The organism is Lysobacterales bacterium (assembly GCA_014946745.1).
GTDB lineage: Bacteria > Pseudomonadota > Gammaproteobacteria > Xanthomonadales > Xanthomonadaceae > Aquimonas.
Genome location: JADCRD010000001.1, coordinates 916276 through 934033, shown reverse-complemented (window position 1 = coordinate 934033; position 17758 = coordinate 916276). Strand labels below are relative to the sequence as shown.

At 69.7% G+C, this 17758-nt stretch carries 11 protein-coding genes; 6 read left to right on the top strand and 5 right to left on the bottom strand.

Features of this window, described 5'->3' with window-relative positions; genetic code table 11:
• The first annotated feature begins 119 nt into the window (after positions 1 to 119).
• Both H4O13_03880 and H4O13_03875 read left to right on the top strand, forming a co-directional pair.
• On the top strand, positions 120 to 1592 hold the full coding sequence (locus H4O13_03880) for a leucyl aminopeptidase (protein ID MBE5314522.1): 1473 nt from the start codon (positions 120 to 122) through the stop codon (positions 1590 to 1592).
• A gap of 240 nt (positions 1593 to 1832) precedes the next feature.
• Positions 1833 to 2255 (top strand): DNA polymerase III subunit chi, encoded by a 423-nt coding sequence (locus H4O13_03875; GenBank protein ID MBE5314521.1) that lies wholly within the window; start codon positions 1833 to 1835, stop codon positions 2253 to 2255.
• A 451-nt stretch (positions 2256 to 2706) separates the two neighbouring features.
• Here H4O13_03875 and H4O13_03870 read toward each other — a convergent pair whose 3' ends face one another.
• Both H4O13_03870 and H4O13_03865 read right to left on the bottom strand, forming a co-directional pair.
• Entirely contained in the window at positions 2707 to 3831 is a 1125-nt protein-coding gene (locus H4O13_03870; GenBank protein ID MBE5314520.1) for a hypothetical protein, read from the bottom strand.
• Positions 3832 to 4143: 312 nt separating this feature from the next.
• A complete protein-coding gene (locus H4O13_03865) occupies positions 4144 to 4827 on the bottom strand; it encodes a hypothetical protein (protein MBE5314519.1) in 684 nt (227 codons plus the stop codon).
• A 127-nt stretch (positions 4828 to 4954) separates the two neighbouring features.
• On the opposite strand from H4O13_03865, the gene H4O13_03860 reads away from it, so the two are divergent.
• Complete coding sequence (locus H4O13_03860; GenBank protein MBE5314518.1) at positions 4955 to 5890, top strand: hypothetical protein; 936 nt, start codon at positions 4955 to 4957, stop codon at positions 5888 to 5890.
• 232 nt (positions 5891 to 6122) lie between these two features.
• On the opposite strand, the gene H4O13_03855 is transcribed toward H4O13_03860, so the two are convergent.
• Entirely contained in the window at positions 6123 to 7934 is a 1812-nt protein-coding gene (locus tag H4O13_03855; GenBank protein MBE5314517.1) for a cytochrome C peroxidase, read from the bottom strand.
• 526 nt (positions 7935 to 8460) lie between these two features.
• On the opposite strand from H4O13_03855, the gene H4O13_03850 reads away from it, so the two are divergent.
• Complete coding sequence (locus H4O13_03850) at positions 8461 to 11289, top strand: valine--tRNA ligase (GenBank protein MBE5314516.1); 2829 nt, start codon at positions 8461 to 8463, stop codon at positions 11287 to 11289.
• A gap of 356 nt (positions 11290 to 11645) precedes the next feature.
• Here the strand turns inward: H4O13_03850 and H4O13_03845 are convergent, their stop codons facing one another.
• Both H4O13_03845 and H4O13_03840 read right to left on the bottom strand, forming a co-directional pair.
• Complete coding sequence (locus tag H4O13_03845; protein MBE5314515.1) at positions 11646 to 12320, bottom strand: class I SAM-dependent methyltransferase; 675 nt, start codon at positions 12318 to 12320, stop codon at positions 11646 to 11648.
• Positions 12317 to 14686 carry a hypothetical protein gene (locus tag H4O13_03840; protein ID MBE5314514.1) on the bottom strand — a complete coding sequence of 790 codons (2370 nt, stop codon included), beginning with the start codon at positions 14684 to 14686 and terminating at the stop codon, positions 12317 to 12319. The genes H4O13_03845 and H4O13_03840 overlap by 4 nt, the downstream gene beginning before the upstream one ends.
• Here H4O13_03840 and H4O13_03835 point away from each other — a divergent pair.
• Positions 14685 to 15878 carry a ligase-associated DNA damage response exonuclease gene (locus H4O13_03835; protein MBE5314513.1) on the top strand — a complete coding sequence of 398 codons (1194 nt, stop codon included), beginning with the start codon at positions 14685 to 14687 and terminating at the stop codon, positions 15876 to 15878. The genes H4O13_03840 and H4O13_03835 overlap by 2 nt on opposite strands.
• Positions 15878 to 17740: an ATP-dependent DNA ligase gene (locus H4O13_03830; GenBank protein ID MBE5314512.1), complete on the top strand. Its 1863-nt coding sequence runs from the start codon at positions 15878 to 15880 to the stop codon at positions 17738 to 17740. The genes H4O13_03835 and H4O13_03830 overlap by 1 nt, the downstream gene beginning before the upstream one ends.
• Positions 17741 to 17758 lie beyond the last annotated feature (18 nt).

Below are 17758 nucleotides of genomic sequence, written 5' to 3'. Positions count from 1 at the left end.
GGGGCGGGCTGGTAGAATCGCGGGCTTTCCGCTCCCCGCTGACCCGCCGCCGCTGCCGAGCAGGCGGGACGCGGCACGGGGCGCGGCAGTATCCACCGATCGCGATCTACAGGAAAGCCATGGCACTCAAGCTGAACCTCGTCCAGACCCACCCCGCCGAGGCGGATGTCGACACGCTCATCCTCGGTGTTTTCGAGGATGCCGGCCTGAGCGCCCCGGCCAAGGCCGTGGACGAGCGCAGTGGCGGCCAGCTCTCCGCCTGGCTGTCGGCCGGCGACATCAGTGGCAAGCCGGGCCGCAGCGTGCTGCTGCGCGGAGTGGCCGGCAGCCGCGCCAGCCGGGTGCTGTGTGTGGGCTTGGGGGATGCGGCCAAGTTTGACGCCGGCCGCTACCAGAAGGCCGTCGGCGATGCGATCAAGGCGCTGGCCGGCAGCCCGGCGCGCCAGGTGCTGCTGACCCTGAGCGCGCTTGAGATCGCCGGCCGCGACGGCGGCTGGGCGGTGCGACAGGCGGCCGTCGCTGCCGACCACGCCAGCTATCGCTACACCGCGACCAAAAAGTCGAACAGCGAAGGCGGCGTTGAAAGCCTCAACCTGCTGGGCGAGCCCGCCCACGCCGCGCAACTCCAGCGCGCCCAGGCCATCGCCGAAGGCGTGCGCCTGTGTCGCGAGCTGGGCAACCTGCCGCCCAACATCTGCACCCCCGCCTATCTGGCCGAAGCCGCCCGCGGCATTGCCGCCAGCCACGATAAGGTCAGCGTCGAAGTGCTGGAGCGCGAGCAGATGCAGGCGCTGGGCATGGGCAGCCTGCTCGGCGTCGCCGCCGGCTCCGGCAATTTGCCGCGCCTGATCGTGCTGAAGTACGCCGGCGGCGCCAATGACCAGCGCCCCTACGCGCTGGTGGGCAAGGCCATCACCTTCGACACCGGCGGCATCAGCCTGAAGCCCGGCCCCGGCATGGAGGAGATGAAGTTCGACATGTGCGGCGGCGCGTCCGTCATCGGCACCTTCCTGTCAGTGGTCAAGCTCGGCCTGCCGATCAACCTCGTGGTGGTGGTGCCGGCGGTCGAAAACATGCCGGACGCCAATGCCTACCGCCCCTCCGATGTGCTGACCTCGATGTCGGGCAAGACCATCGAAGTGCTGAACACCGATGCCGAAGGCCGACTGATCCTGTGTGATGCGCTGACCTACGCGCAGAAGTACGAGCCGCAGGCGCTGATCGACGTCGCCACCCTGACCGGCGCCTGCGTGATCGCGCTCGGCAAGTTCCCGCACGGCCTGATGAGCAAGCACGACGATCTGGCGAACGAGCTGCTGGCCGCCGGCGAGCAGGTCCACGACCGCGCCTGGCGCCTGCCGCTGTGGGACGACTACCAGCCCCTGCTCGACTCCGGCTTCGCCGACATGGCCAACATCGGCGGCAAGTGGGCCGGCGCCATCACCGCCGGCTGCTTCCTCGCCCGCTTCACCGACGGCCAGCGCTGGGCCCACCTCGACATCGCCGGCACCGCCTGGGACGAAGGCCGCAAGGGCCTCGCCACCGGACGACCGGTGCCGCTGCTGGTGGAGTGGCTGAGCTCCAAGGCTTGAGAGCCGGGATTGGGGATTAGGGATTAGGGATTGGTTTTTTCGTGCCGGGCGCCGAGCGCCCGGCGCTTGCTATCAGCAGCCCGCAGAGTTTCCCGCTTCGAGAGCTTCCAGCTACGCACTCCGCTCGACCCCAGGCGCGCATCCCGGCGACACGACCGCTCTACGAATCCCGAATCCCCAATCCCGAATCCCGGCTTCTCGACCAATCCCCAATCCCTACTCCCCAATCCCCGCTCCCAAATGCGCGCCGACTTCTACCTGATCGCCAAACCGCGCTTCCTTGAGGAGCCGCTGAAGCTCGTCTGCGAGCTGACCAAGCGCGGCTATGGCGCGGGGCAGCCGATGCTGATCCTCGCGCGCAGCGAAGAGCAGGCCGAGGAGATCGACCAGCTGCTGTGGGAGTTCGACGAGGACGCCTACATCCCGCACCAGGTCGCGGGCATGGACGAGGACGACGACATCACCCCGGTGCTGATCGTGCCGCCCGGAGTCGACACGCCCTCGCGTCCGCTGGTGCTGAACCTGCGCGATGAAGTTGCCCCGCCACCCTTCGAACGGGTGCTGGAAGTGGTGCCTGCTGATCCGGCGGCACGCGAGCCGCTGCGCGCGCGCTGGAGCCAGTACAAGGCGCTGGGCTACGCGCTCAACAAGCACGACATGTAGTCGAGCTCTCCAGCCGGCGTGCTCATCGCGAGGCCCTCGTACGGCGGCGCGCGCCGCAGGCCTGCGGCAACGCTGAAGAATTCAGCGTTGCCGCGCGCCATCGAGGGCGCGCCCGCGGATCGAGCACGCGATGCTTGATCCAGCGTGACCGAGCGAAGCGAAGGCGTCGCCGCATAGCGGCCGAACGAGTCCGGACAGGTGCCGGACCCGCGACCACGGATCAAGGCCAGGAGGGACTTGATCCGTGTTGCCCTGGGATTCTCACCTGCGCTCAGAGCGTGTGAAAAAAGCCCAGACGCTGTAGCGAGGGCGTCTCTGGGCGTTCGTGGCAAAGCGCGCGACGTGAATTCAAGGGAGTTTGGCGAGCCAGTGACCGCGGAATTCGCGGAGCGCGCTGCCGCCGCGGACGTCCAGAGGCGGCCGCAGTAGGCGGGTGGTTTTTCACATGCTCTCAGCCCAGCCAGCCCTGCACCACGGGCAGCCGCAGGCTCCACAGCACGCCCAGCAGTGCGGCGATGAAGGACGGCAGCGACAGCACGACGGTGCCCAGCACTTCCATCCAGCGCGCTGGCGGAGCTTCCTCGGCTGCGACGGCGTCGAGGCTGGCGGGCGTGCTCAGCGCATCGGAATCGGACGCACCGAACAGCGCATCGCCCAAGGTCCACAGCATCAGCGCTGCGAGCAGGCCGGATGCGCTGACATACGCCCACTGCAGGTCGGCGGGTTCAAGCGCAAAGAACCCGCCGACCAGCACCACCGGAGTCAGCCAGACAAACAGGTGGTAGCTCCAGTTCGTTCGCGACCAGCGCTCTTTGCCCAGCTCGCGCCAGTGAAACCGGTAGCTGAGCAGGGCCCACAGCAGCAGCGGCAGCGCCCACCAGCGCAGCGGCGTGTAGGCCAAGAGCAGACCGCCCACCACCAGCGAGCCCAGGCCCCAGGCGGCCATGCGCAGCAGTCGACGCACGAGGCTCACGGCCTGCAGCAGCTCCAGCGGAGAGCTGCCGCTCGCGCGTGCCGCCTTGACGAAATCGCGCACGGCATCGACGGCGGCTTCCGCCTCGCGGCGCTGTTTGTCCTGCTCCGCGATCAGCGCAGCGATCGGCCGCGGCGTATCGGGTCCGCGCGCCAAAGACCCGTCTTCGCCCTCGTCCAGGTTCTGCGCCAGCGCATCGATGAGATGCGCGAGCTCAGGACGCCGCGCGCGCAGCTTCTCCGAGCCCACCTGCAGGCCCGCATCGAACAGCAGCGCACTGCGCTCGCCCACCTGACTATGGAAGGTGCTGAGCACGACGCCGCCCAGCAGGCCGCGCGCGTACAGGCCCTGCAGCAGGCGCAGCGGCGGGTCTTCCGACGTTCGGGTGTCGTAGTTCACCACGCAGCACATGCCATCAAGGGCGCTCTCGACGTTGAACCACGCGTCCGCGGTGAGCGCATCGCTGGGCAGACCCAGCATGCGGCCCCAGCGCTGCTGCGCCTCGCCATCGCCCTCGACGTAAGCGGCGAGCCAACGCTCGAACAGGCGCTGCGGCGCAGCGCTGGTGAACTGCAGATGCAGGCGGTGACTGTCCTGGGACATCGGGGCTCCGGCGAGGTGCGTTGGGGCGCGCACTGTGGATGCGCACGCCGCGCGCAACAACCCGCCAATCCGTCAACCTCAGGCCGCGTCCGGTTGACGCGTACAGCGTCAGCGAGGCCGCGGCGCAAGCCGCAGATGCGATCACGCAGACGCGAGAGAACGCGCCATCGCCACGGTGCGCTTGCGCGGGCTCACGCCAGCACGCGTCCGCGCGCTTCAGGCGGCACACCTGGCGGGCAATGCACGCCAGCGCGACGCGAATGCAGACCGTTCTGCGCCTGAGCCGAAGCGCGCGAGCGCTTCGACCACGCCTCAGTCGCAGCTCAGACCGGGCAGCGGGGTCAGCTGGATGAGCTGCAGCTGTTGGCGGCCGTCGCGACCGTCGAGCACCGCTTCGGCGCGGCGACAGTCGATGAAGCGCAGATCCAGTCGCCCCCAGGGCGGACGGCGGATGTCCGCCGGGTTGAAGCCCCCGAAGCGGCCACCCTCCACGGCCAGCAGGGGAATGCTGAAGACCTCGCCATAGCGCGGCCGCTTGACGGTGTTGCCGACCAGGAACAGGTTGCTGCCGTCGTTGCGGTGGCCGTAGAAGGTCACCACGATGACATCGCCCTGCAACACCGACAGGGTGAAGCCCTGACCCGAACTTGCGGGCTCGTACCAGTTGCCGCTGAGCGCGCGGATATCGCGGATGACGCCGGGCGCGAGGCTGTCCAGCCAGGACTGGATGTCGGCCACATCGACCGCGGTCAGCTGGCCCTGCAGGAAGCGCATCGGCGAGATCGTCTCCAGCGCGGTGCGCACGCCGTTCGGCACGCCGATGGCCTGGCGGGGGCGATCAAGGCGCGGGTCGAGGTCGTGGCACTGGCCGCAGACCTCGCGATAGCGCTGCTGCCCGCGCTGCGGATCGGGCGCACTGTTCTGCGCCATCGCCTCAACGCTCAGCCCCATCAGCAGGGCCAGCGACAGCCCGATACGCGCGATCCGAACAGCCATGGCGACACCTCGTTGAACCCCAGCGGCGAAGTCTGCGCAAGCCAGGTTGCAGGCACGTGGCAGTGCTGCCGTTCGCCTGCAACAGGTCTTGGTTAGACTCTAGCGCATCTTTGTCGTGGAGCCGAACATGCCGAGCTGTCCGTTTGCTGTTCGCGCGCCCGTGCAGGCGCTGGCGCGCGCCGCGAGCCTCGCGCTGGGGCTTGCGATGGCCCCCGCTGCATCGGCGCAGTTGATCAACGACAGCCGCGAGCAGGTGGCCTTCGATTCGCCCGAGGGCTGGGCCATGGCCTGGGTGACATCGAGCTCCCTGATGACCGGTTTCGGCGGCCCGCCGGCGGGGGGCCCGGGCCGCACGTACATGAGCGTCGAACTCGGCAGCATCCCGCATCTGAGCAAGGCGCAGCAGCGGGTGGGCTTCGGCGGGCTGAAGGATGAGGATCTGAACAAATCACCGGTGTTCGGGCGCCTGCGCTTCGGCCTCACCCTGCCCGCGCGCTGGCATGCCGAACTGGGCTGGACGCCGCCGCTGCGCATCGACGGCGCGCGCGCGCGCGATCTGTTTGCACTGGCCGTGGGGCGCTCACTCATCGAGCGCGAGCGCTGGCAGTGGAATCTGCGCCTGCACGGCCAGCACGGCCAGGTGGAAGGTGACATCACCTGCCCGCGTGCGCTCGCCGGCAACCCCGACCGCAACGTCAACCGCTACGGCTGCGTCGAAGCCTCGACCGACCGCATCGCCATGCGCTACTACGCCCTCGAATCGAACCTCGCCTGGGGCCCCGCCGGCGGTCTGCGTGGACATGCCAGCCTGGGCTTGGCGCGGTTCGAGCCGGTCGTGCAGGTGCAGGCGCGCTCGGCCAATCTCATCAGTCGCCCCCGACTCAGCAGCAGCGGCGAGGCGCCCTACGTCGCGCTCGGCCTGTCGAGGCCGCTCTCAGGCCGCTGGGAGGCGGCGCTGGAGGCCCTCTACGTGCCCCTGCAGGTCGAGCGCCGCGATCGCGCAGGCGAGAACGACCCCTATTGGAGCCTGCGTCTGCAGCTGCGCTACCGCAGCGCTGACTGAGCGCAGATCCGGGTGCTCTGCACTCAGCGACGCGGACGCGCTCGATCAGCGAGCGCGCCTGCCTTGGCGCGCGACAACGCCGACGAGTCCAAGCCTTCGCCAGGCTAGCCCGGCGAAGGAGGGCTGCGCCGACACAGCAAGCGCATGGGCGATGGCTTCGCCGAGAGGCCGCACGGCCCCCGGAACGCCGACTCGAACGACTCCCGGGAAGGGAGTCGTTCGAATAGAGCGGCTAGAGGCCTTCGAGGAACCCGGGCAGCGGCGCCCCGCCCTGGCGTCCCACGGCCGGGATCTCGCGCATGCGATCGCGGGCGCTGCCGTCGGCGTCACGGACCACGCTGCCCTCCGCGCTGCGCTGCGCGCCATCCGGCACGAACAGCTGCGGATGATCAAAGGGCGCGCTGCGTCGACGCACGCGCTCGTCGGTGAGCGCCTTCAAGAAGGCCACGATGTCGTCGATCTGCGCCTCGCTGAGCCCCAGCGCGCCGATTTCGAAATCGATGAACTGCACGTTGGCCTCGCGGAAGTTGCCGCCGCGGTTGTAGAAGCGCACCGCGTCGCGCAGGCTCAGCTCGCCGCCGTTGTGGAAGTAAGGGGCAGTCAGCTCGACGTTGCGCAGGCTCGGCACCTTGAAGGCGCCCATGGTGGACGTGCGCTCACCGCGCGCGATCGGCGGGTTGGCGATGTTCGGATAGGCCTGCGCCAGCAGCTCCGGGCTGGCCACCTGGGCCGGGTCCATGGTCAACAGCTCGGACACCGCCAGCGGGTTTCCGAAGGGGTCGCGCGCGCCGAGGCCGATGTCTTCCCACGTCGGGCGCACGCCGATGTTGTAGAAGCTCTGGTCGTACAGCACCGTCTCGCACTCACCGTTCAACATGCGCTCGATGATCTCGCCGGGCTCGCCTTCGGCGCCCTGCAGGATGCGCAGCGAGGCGTTGGTGAATTCGGCGCCGGCATGGCAGGCCGCACAGGCGGTGGGCGCAGTCTCGCTGGTGAACAGCGCCATGCCGCGCAGCTGGGCGGCGGTGAGCGCGCCCTGCTGACCCTCGAAGTAGCGATCGATGGGCGCGTCGTCGGAGATCAGCGTGTTCTCGTACAGCTGGATCGCCAGCCCGAAGAACAGCGAGAAGTTGTACTCGAGGACGCTGTACTCGTTGTCGCGCAGCGGCCGACCCGGGTGCGCGCGCAGGCTGCGGCTGCCGTCGCTGGCCACCTGCACGATGCGGGTCGAGTTCCACCAGCGCGGATGAAAGGCGGCCTTGATCAGGGCTTCGTAGCGCAGGGTCAAACCGGGACGCTGCTGCGCCGGAGTGCTGTGGGTGAGGCCACGCAGCGCGCTGTCATCCCAGGCCACGTTCTGCCGCGCCAGCGGCACCGCGCTGGCGAGGCGGCGACCGGCGTCCAGGAATCGACGGCCGCGGAACGACATCTCGAAATCGCTGCCCAAGGGCGCCACCGCCTGCGAGGCCATCGCCCCGGGCTCGATGCGCACCTGCACGAACTGCGGGGCCTGCGGCTGATCCGCGCGCACCACTCGCGCCGCGGGATCGCGAACCCCGTGCTCGTTGACGCCGTTGAACACGGGGTCGGCGCGACCGTCCCAGAACGAGCGGCGGGCAAAGGCCGCATTGATGACCGTCGGCGTGTTGCGCGGCTCCACCCGCCGCACGTTGGCGCCGTGCACCTGGTAGACCGGGTCCGCCAGCGGGCTGCCGCGATCGGCGCTGGCGCCGCGGTCGGCGCCTTCGAAGCGGTTCAGCTCCATGCCCTGCGAGGACACCACGTCATCCACCGAACGCAGCAGCGGGGAGAACCGGTTGTTCGGATCAGCCAGCGCATGCAGCGGAAAATCGGCAGGCCGCAGGGCGTGGTTGGGGCCGGCCAACTCGAAGCTGGTCTGCGCGGTGTCGAGGCCACCGGTGGCGATCTGGTTGACCGAGCGCGGATCCGCACCCGCGCGGAAGTGACAGCTGGCGCAGGCCTGCACACCGTCACTGCCGACCTGCATGTCCCAGAACAGGGCCTTGCCCAAGGCGATCGCCATCGAGCGGTTGACCACATAGGTCGAGAGATCGGGCGGCTCGATCGGGCGCAGCCGGCGCAGGCTGCCGGGGCCCGGGTTGTTGTCGGGGAAGGGGTTGATGTCGCACTCGCCCTCGCGCGCCGCCTGCGCTGACTCGACCGGGACGAGGGGTGCGGCCAGCGCTGCAGCGAGGCTCAGACACAGACTTGAGACAAGAGCAGACAGCCGCGCAGGGCGGCGCTGGAGAAAGTGCATGGGTGCGCTCCGGCAAGAAATGAGGCGAAGCCGAAGGCGCGGCGCCGTTCGACTTCACCCGCCATGCTCGCGGCCGATTGCGCAAGCGCCGTGTCATCGGCATGGCAGACGCTTGAAGTTTGGATGGCAGGCCGGCGCCTCGCTGCGTTCGGCCTGCGGGTGGGGCGGATTGAGGCGTCCGCTGTCGACCGTGCCGCTGGCCCAGCCCGGTCGCCTACAATTGCCACCCCCTTTCGACCCCGGAGCGGGCGCCGCGCGCAGGTTTGCGCAGTCGGCCCCATCGAACGCGCGCATGGACAAGAGCTTCAACCCGCAGGACTTCGAATCGAGCTGGTACGCACGCTGGGAGGCCAGCGGCTGCTTCATGCCGAGCGGCACCGGCCCGGCCTACAGCATCCTGCTGCCGCCGCCGAACGTCACCGGCACCCTGCACATGGGCCATGCGTTCCAGCACACCCTGATGGACACGCTGGTGCGCTACCACCGCATGCGCGGCTTCGACACCCTGTGGCAGATGGGCACCGACCACGCCGGCATCGCCACCGAGATGGTGGTCAGCCGCAATCTCGCGCTTGAAGGTAAGGGCGAAACGCGCGACAGCCTGGGCCGCGACGGCTTCATCGAGCGCGTGTGGGCCTGGAAGCAAGAGTCGGGCGACACCATCGAGCGGCAGATGCGCCGCATGGGCACTTCCGGCGACTGGTCGCGCAGCGTGTTCACGATGGACGATATGCCGTCGGCGGCGGTGATCGAGTGCTTCGTCAAGCTCTACGAGCAGGGCCTGATCTACCGCGGCAAGAAGCTGGTCAACTGGGACCCGGTGCTGAAGACCGCGATCTCCGACCTCGAAGTGGTCAGCGAGGAAGAGGAAGGCCGGCTGTGGTCGATCCGCTACCCGCTGGCGGACGGCGTCCGCTACGAGCACGTCGAGGTCGACGCCGAGGGCGTCGAAACCCTGCGTGAGACCCGCGACTACCTGGTCGTCGCCACCACCCGCCCCGAGACCATGCTCGGCGACACCGCGGTGATGGTGCATCCGGAAGACGCGCGCTACGTGAGCCTGATCGGCAAGACCGTGCGCCTGCCGCTGTCGAACCGCGAGATCCCGATCATCGCGGATGCCTATGTCGACAAGGCGTTTGGCACCGGCTGCGTCAAGGTCACGCCGGCGCATGACTTCAATGACTATGCGGTGGGCCAGCGGCATGGCCTGCCGATGATCAATATCTTCACCGACGACGCGGCGGTGAACGACGTCGCTCCGGAGAAGTACCGCGGCCTCGACCGCTTCGCCGCGCGCAAGATCGTGCTCGCCGACCTCGAAGCCGAGGGCTGGCTGCTGGAGGAGAAGAAGCACAAGTTGATGGTGCCGCGTGGCGACCGCACCGGTCAGGTGATCGAGCCTTACCTCACCGACCAGTGGTTCGTGCGCATGGACACACTGGGCAAGCGCGGCTTGGAGCTGGTCGAGAACGGCAGCATCGAGTTTGTGCCGCCGAACTGGATCAACACCTATCGCCACTGGATGGAAAACATCCAGGACTGGTGCATCAGCCGTCAGCTCTGGTGGGGTCACCGCATTCCGGCCTGGTACGACGAGGCGGGCAACATCGTTGTGGCGCGGTCGGAGGAAGAGGCGTACACCAAGGTCGCGGCCGAGAACGGTGGGTCAAGACCCACCCTATGCCGGGACAAGGATGTGCTGGAAACCTGGTTCAGCTCGGCGCTGTGGCCGTTCTCGACCCAAGGCTGGCCGGATGCGTCAGCGATGGCCGAGCGCGGTTTCGATCGCTATCTGCCGTCCTCGGTGCTGGTGACGGGCTTCGACATCATCTTCTTCTGGGTCGCCCGGATGGTGATGATGACCGACCACTTCACCGGCCAGATCCCGTTCAAGCACGTCTACATCACCGGCCTGGTGCGCGATGCGCAGGGCCAGAAGATGTCGAAGTCGAAGGGCAATGTGCTCGACCCGATCGACCTGATCGACGGCATCAGCGCCGATGATCTTGTCGCCAAGCGCACCAGCGGGCTCATGAAGCCGCAGGACGCGCCGAAGATCGAGAAGGCCACGCGCAAGGAGTTCCCGGAGGGCATCCCCGCCTTCGGCGCCGACGCGCTGCGCTTCACCTTCGCCAGCCTCGCCACCCACGGTCGCGACATCAAGTTCGATCTGAACCGCTGCGAGGGCTACAAGAACTTCTGCAACAAGCTGTGGAACGCCGCGCGCTTCGTGCTGATGAATGTCGGCGAGGCCAGCTTCGAAGGCCAGCCCAATCCGCGCACCGACGCTGAGCGCTGGATCCTGGCGCGGCTCGATCGCATGGTCGCCGAGGTGCACGCGCAGTTCGCGGGCTATCGTTTTGATCTGGCCTCGCAGGCCATATACGAGTTCGCCTGGAACGAGTTCTGCGACTGGTTCGTCGAGCTGGCCAAGCCGGCGCTCAATGGCGATGACGCTGACGCCGCCCGCAGCACCCGCCACACCCTGCTGCACGTGCTGGAAACCCTGCTGCGCGCCCTGCACCCGCTGATCCCGTTCGTGACGGAGGAGATCTGGCAGCACGTGGCGCCCAAGCTGGGCCGCGGCGCCGACAGCATCAGCCGCGTCCGCTATCCCGAGGCCGGCGCCGGCAGCGACTACGCGCAGTCCGAGGCCGACATCGAGTGGCTGAAAAAGGTCGTCAGCGCGCTGCGCCAGATCCGCAGCGAGCTGCAGCTCTCGCCCGGCAAGCCCGTGCCCCTGCTGCTGGCCGGTGGCGATGCCGCGGACCGTTCGCGCTTTGAACGCTTCGGCCGGCAGATCGCCTTCCTCTGCAAGCTTGAATCGCAGACCTGGCTGGCGAGCGAAGCGGACGCACCCGCCGCCGCACCCGCCGTGCTCGGCGAGCTGACCCTGCTGATCCCGCTCGAAGGCCTGGTCGATCTCGACGCCGAGCGCGCGCGTCTCGACAAGGAGATCAAGCGCCTGCAGGGCGAGATCGCCAAGTGCGAGGGCAAGCTCGGCAACGCCAACTTCGTCGCCAATGCGCCGCCGGAAGTCGTCGCGCAGGAGCGCCAGCGCATCGCCGATTTCAGCGCCCAGTTGAAAGGCCTCGCCGCCCAGCGCGCGCGGCTGTAGTCCTTCGCTGCGCGGGCATCGCTGGCCGCCTGCCGCGCCAGCGATGCACCTGCGTTCAGCCCGTCGCGGCGTCGTCGCCGGCAGGCAGGCAGGCAGGGCCACAGCATCGGCGCTGCCGCCCGGCGTATCGACCACCCGATTGCAGCCCTGCGCCTTGGCCGCGTACAGATGGCGATCGGCGGCCTCCATCAGCAGCTCCGGCGTGCCCTCGCCGGCCAGCGAGGTGACTGCGCCAATCAACACGTTGACGGGGCAGTGCGCGTCCGCGGCAAACCCAGAGACGTGCCGGCGGCCGCGACGTCCGCCCAGCGCAGCAGCTTGCGTGCCGACTCGGCTCTTCTGCGGTGTCCGCCCGCTCAAACCGCGGGCGCGCGCATCAGGCACACGTTGGGCGCCGGGCTCTCGAAGGCCAGGCCCAGCCGATCGGCAATCCAGCGCAGGCTGCGCTCGCGATAGAAGGCCACGTGGGTCGGATCGTGCACGTAGCGCCACTGGTCGAAGGCGTGATCGTCGCGACGCCACTGCGTCATCAGCGCCAGCCAGCCGCCGGGCGCCAGCAGCCCCCGCAGGCGCGCGAACTCGGCGCTCGGATCGGTGAAGTGCTCTGCCACCTCGGTGCAGCAGACGAAGTCGTAGCGCGCCTGCAGGCGCTCGGGATGCGCGGCGAAGAGGGGGTCGTAGCCCAGACAGTCGAAACCGCGCTCGCGCAGCATCGCCACCAGCGCCGGGCCCGGCCCGCAGCCGTAGTCGAGGCCACGCGCCGCCGGCGCGATGCGCGCGCACAGCGGTGCGGCGAGTCGATCCAGAAAGCGCCGGTAGCCGGCATCGTCGATCGCGTTGTGGTGCAGCCCGTACTCGGCGCGCGCGCGCTCGGCGCTGGGCCAATCGCTGGGGCGCATGAAGGACAGGCCGCAGAGGCCGCACTCGGCGTAGGCGCGGCCGCGCACCTCGGGCAAAGCGAGAGGCGTGGCGTCACCACACAGCGGACAGCGTGCCCCGGGCCACGCGCGCGAGCCGTGCACGACGATCACGCCGAAGCGCGCGCCGCGCGCCGCGCCAGCCCGCGCCAGTCACAGGCCTCGGCCTGCTCCGGCGGCACGCGCAGGCCCCCGGCCTCGACCAGGGCCACGCGCGCATAGCGCGCCAGCAGGGACTCCAGCACCAGCACGCCGCTGCGCCGCGGCGTACCCGGCGTCCACCACGGGTGCTCGCACCACTCGAAGCGTGCGCTGCCGCTGTGAAAGCCGAGAAAGAAGGGCAGGCCCGGCAGCGCGGCGTGGCCGGCGTCGTCGGCGCGCGGGCGATGCAGCACCTCGTTCTCGGTGTCGAGCAGCCAGGGGGTCCAGGTCGGCAGCTGGGCGTCTGGCGCATGCACCAGCACCAGCCAGCGACCATCGGCCGACCACACCATGGCCGGGCTCAGGCCCGCACAGGCCAGCCCGCCGCGCGTGCAGGCCAGCGCCCCGAAGCGCGCGTCCTGCGGGCGCGGCCCGGCATCGTCGTAGCGGCCGCGCGCGCCCTCGATGTAGGCCCACTGCCCCATCGGGCCGGGATAGACGAGATCGAAGGCAGCCAAAGGCGAGGGCGAAACGCGAGCCTGCACCGAACGCGGCAGCGGGCCGTGCATGGCGTCGCCGCTGGCCGCCACCGCATAGCGCTCGCAGCTGAGGCGCAGCCACTGATTGCGGCGCGGCTGCAGGAACGCGGCTGCGCCTGTCGCTTCAGGCGGCCCACCGCTCAAGGCGCCGCCGGGCACGTGCGCACGTCCCAGCACCTGCCGCACCTGCAGCACGCCGCCGACCATGGCGACCGGGCGCAGCTCGAAGCCCTGCACCCGCCCCGCCAGCAGGGCGCGATTCGTGCAATCGACCACCACGCAGCTTTCGGCCACTGCGCCCTCAGGCACCGCCGGCTGCAGCACCAGATGACGGCCGTCGTCGCTCCAGATATGCAGCAGCGAGAGCGGGCTGAAGGACAGCGTTTCGCCGTCCAGACGACAGCGCCAGCAACCCTCGGCCTGGCGTTGGAACAGCGCGACGTGCCCGCCCGGCCCGAGGCTTTCAACTTCCGCGCGGCCCCCGCTGTCGGCCAGGTCATCGAGCGGAAGCCACAGCATGCACTCGCCGGGTGGCTCGACTTCGCGCACGCTCGACGCGCCGTCCGGCAGCGGTGAGATCCAGGCCAGGCTGCCGCCCACCCGCTGACCGGCCTCGATACTGCTCGCGTCCCAGGGCTGCGGGTAGCTCGACGCCGGCAGCGCCTGCTTCAGCTCGATGCCGACGCGGCGCGCGTCCAACGCGCGCACGCGGCCCAGGCTGAGCGCGGGGTGCCCATGCTTGACGTCCCAGCGCAGGGCGAGGCGACGCGGCGATTGACCGTCCTCGTACAGCCACGCGCCTGCGCCATCGTCCGGCACCAGCAGCAGGGCCTCGCCATCCGCCCGCCAGACCGCACAGTCGGGGCCCGATACCGTGAAGGGCAGCACTGCGCGATCGAGCTGCGCCTCGTAGCGCGGCTGCAGCGCGTAGGCCATGGGCTGCAGAGCCTCGGCCACGCGCGAGGGTTCGCGCTGGGCGACAAAAGCGAGCCGCGGTCGACCCTGCGGATCTGGAATTTCGATGCGCTCGGGCGCAGCGCGCTGAACCTCGGCCTCGCTCAGCCACAGGCCGAAGCGCAGCTGCAGCGGTTCGTCCTGAGTGGCGAGCGGGCGCCACTGCTCGATCGATTTCGGCCAGCGCTCGGAGGCCTCGATCTGCTCCCACAGGGCCGCCCCATCCGTCCAGTACAGACGACGCGCCGCCTGCCGATCCAGCGCGAGCACGCCGCCATTGCGCAGGCTGCGCACCACCAGCCAGCGGCCATCGCGAGAGACATGCAGGCTGCGGTCGCGACCCTCCAGCACATGGCCGTCCTCGAACACCCAGGTGCAGCCCTGCGGCTGCGAGGATCTGGGCTTGGCACCCGGCACCATTCGGAAACGCAGCCCGCTGCCCGGCAGGCGCGACCACACGTGGCCGCCCGGGCCATTCAGGGCGTGCTCGCTGGTAAAGGGATAGCGCGCGGCAAGCTCCGCCCGCGGCCGCAGCATGCGGCGGAACACCCGACCGTGCAGCAGCACGCCGAGCATGAGCGCGGCCAGCGCCAAGGGCAGGGCCAGCCAGGGCCCGACGATGGGCCAGGCCCAGATCGCCAGGCTGATCGCCAGCGACAGCGGCATCAGGCCCGACAGCGCGCGCGGGAAATGCGGTGCGCGACCGTGGCCGCGACGCTCGATCGCGAAGCTGAGCGCGAAGGCCCCCAGCGCGCCCAGCCAGATCAGCACCACCAGCCACGGCGGAAGAAACGCCACGCCCAGACACAACAGCACGGCCAAGAGCGTTTCCAGCAGTGCGGGCATGCAGGTGACAGACAGTGGAGATGCGAGGTCGCGATTCTACCCGCCAGCCCCAAAGAAGTGTGATGTCAAGCGCATCCGAAGCGTGTTCACGCTCGCACCCAGCCCGTCGAACTCCGGACCGCGCCGGACACTCGCTTGTCCTTTGCTACACGCCGTGCAGGAGACTCTTGGCGGCCTTGCAACCGCCAGCAGACCTCCCCTGATCCAGCTCAGTCCTTCCGGCCTGTACTGCGCAGCCGGCGATTTCCACATCGACCCCTGGCGCCCGGTGCCGCGGGCGGTGATCACGCACGCGCACAGCGACCACGCCCGCGCCGGCAGCGCGCTCTACTTCGCCCACACCGACAGCCTGCCCCTGCTGCGCTGGCGCCTGGGCGAAGACGCCAACCTGCAGCCGGTGGCCTACGGGGAACGCTTCCGCCTGGGCGATGCGACGGTCAGCCTGCATCCGGCCGGCCACGTGCTGGGCTCAGCGCAGGTGCGCATCGAGCAGGGCGGCGAGGTCTGGGTGATCTCCGGCGACTACAAGCGCGACCCCGACCCGACCTGCACCGGCTTCGAGGTGGTGCCCTGCGACACCTTCATCACCGAGGCCACCTTCGCCCTTCCCGTCTATCGCTGGCGGCCGGCCAGCGAAGTGGCCGCGGACGTGCTGGCCTGGTGGGGCGACTGCGCGCAGCGCGGCGAGACCGCCGTGCTGGGCTGCTACGCGCTGGGCAAGGCGCAGCGCCTGCTGGCCGAGATCGGCGCGCTGGACGGCGCGCGCGGGCGACGCATCCTGCTGCACGGCGCGATGGCGCCGGCGGTGGAGATCTACCGCGAAGCCGGAATCGCCCTGCCGCCCACCGAAACCGTCAGCGAACAGGCGAAAGGAAAGGACCTCGCCGGCGAGCTGGTGCTGGCGCCGCCGTCCGCACTCGGCACGCCGTGGATGCGCCGCTTCCGCCAGGTCTCGACGGGCTTTGCATCCGGCTGGATGCGCCTGCGCGGCAACCGCCGCCGGCGCGGCTTCGATCGCGGCTTCGTGCTAAGCGACCACGCCGACTGGCCGGGCCTGATCGACACGGTGCTCGCCACCGGCGCCCGCCGCGTGCTGGCCACCCACGGCAGCACCGACGTGTTCGTGCGCTACTTGAACGAACGCGGCGTCGAAGCCGCTGCGCTGGCCACCGAGCTGGGCGGCGAGAACTGATGCGCGCCTTCGCCGAGCTCTATCGCGAAATCGAGAGCAGCACCTCGCTGAAGCGCAAGCGCGAGGCCCTGGTGGCCTACTTCGAGCGCGCTCCGCAGGCCGATGCCGCCTGGGCCCTGCACTTTCTGCTCGGCCGCAAACTCGCGCGCATCGCCACGAGCGGCGAGCTGAGGGCGTGGGTGTGCGACGCGAGCGGGCTCGCGGCCTGGCTGGTCGAAGACAGCTACGCCCACGTCGGCGATCTCGCCGAAACGCTGAGCCTGCTGCTGCCCGAGCCTGCAGCGCCGCCGCCCGAACGTGCGCTGTCGAGCTGGGTCGAGGACGTGCTGCTGCCCCTGCGCGGCGCGCCGGTCGAGACGCGGCAGCGCGCCCTTCGCGCGGCCTGGGCAGAGCTGCCCGAACTCGAACGTCTGGTCTTCAACAAGCTGCTGACCGGAGCGCTGCGCATCGGCGTTTCGGCTGGCCTGGTGCAGCAGGCGCTGGCGCAGATCGCCGGCGTCGATGCCGCGCTCATCGCCCAGCGTCTGCTCGGCGAGTGGACGCCGTCGACGGACTTCATGGCGCACATGCTCGCGCCCACCGATACCAGCGCGAGTGCCGTCGCCATCCAGCCCTTCCAGCTGGCCTCCCCGCTGGAAGACCCGCCCGAGGCGCTGGGCCCGATCGAGCACTGGCAGCTCGAATGGAAATGGGACGGCATCCGCGCCCAGCTGCTGCGAACCGCAGACGGCGTGGTGTTCTGGTCGCGCGGCGAAGAGCGCCTCGACGGCCGCTTCCCCGAGCTCGAAGCCGCCGCCCTGCGTCTGCCCGAGGGCTGCCTGCTCGATGGCGAGATCCTCGCCTGGAAAGACGATGCCCCCCTGCCCTTCGTGCAGCTGCAGAAGCGCATCAACCGGCTCAAGCCCGGGCCCAAACTGCTGGCCGAATGCCCGCTGCGCTTTCTGGCCTATGACGCGCTGTTCGTGCGCGGGGAAGACCTGCGCGGCTCGCCGCTGTCGCAGCGGCGAGCCGCGCTTGAAAGTCTGCTGATCGAGAGCACGACTGGACAGGGCCCCGGTGCGGATGCACAGACGCACGCCGCCGACCTGAGCCTCGGCGAACGGCGTAGTGCCCGTGCGACAGCGCAGGTGCGAGCAAAGGTCGAGAGCTCAGCCGAGCGGCAGACGCAGGGCGTTTCCGCACACGCAAGCGCTCTGGACGTGAGCGACGTCAGCGCAGCCTTGGTTGACGGCGCACGCATCCCGCCAGCACCCGCGTCCTCAGCCAGAGCCTTCGGGGACACCTTGCCGACGCTTGGTATTTCACCGCGGGTCGATGTGCAGGACTGGAATGCCGCCGAAGCCCTGCGCGCCAGCGCCCGCGAGCGCGGCGTGGAGGGCCTGATGCTCAAGCGCGCCGACAGCCCCTGGCAGCCCGGCCGCAAGCGCGGCGCGTGGTGGAAATGGAAGCTCGATCCGCTGAGCATCGACGCCGTGCTGATCTACGCCCAGGCCGGCCACGGCCGCCGCGCCACCCTCTACACCGACTACACCTTCGCCCTGTGGGACGGCGACCAGCTTCTGCCCGTCGCCAAGGCCTACTCCGGCCTCGACGACGCCGAGATCCAGCGGCTCGACCGCTGGATCCGCGCGCATACGCTGGAGCGCTTCGGGCCGGTGCGTTCGGTCAAGGCGGAGCTGGTGTTCGAGCTGGGCTTCGAGGGCGTGAACCTGTCCAGCCGCCACAAGTCCGGCGTGGCCCTGCGCTTTCCGCGCATCCTGCGCTGGCGCGAGGACAAGCTTGCGCATGAGGCCGACCAGCTCGGCGAACTTCGTCGTCTGGCCGAACGATTGGCGCGGGTATCGGGCGAGGTCGTTCCATGACGCCAGCGCGCATAGGGT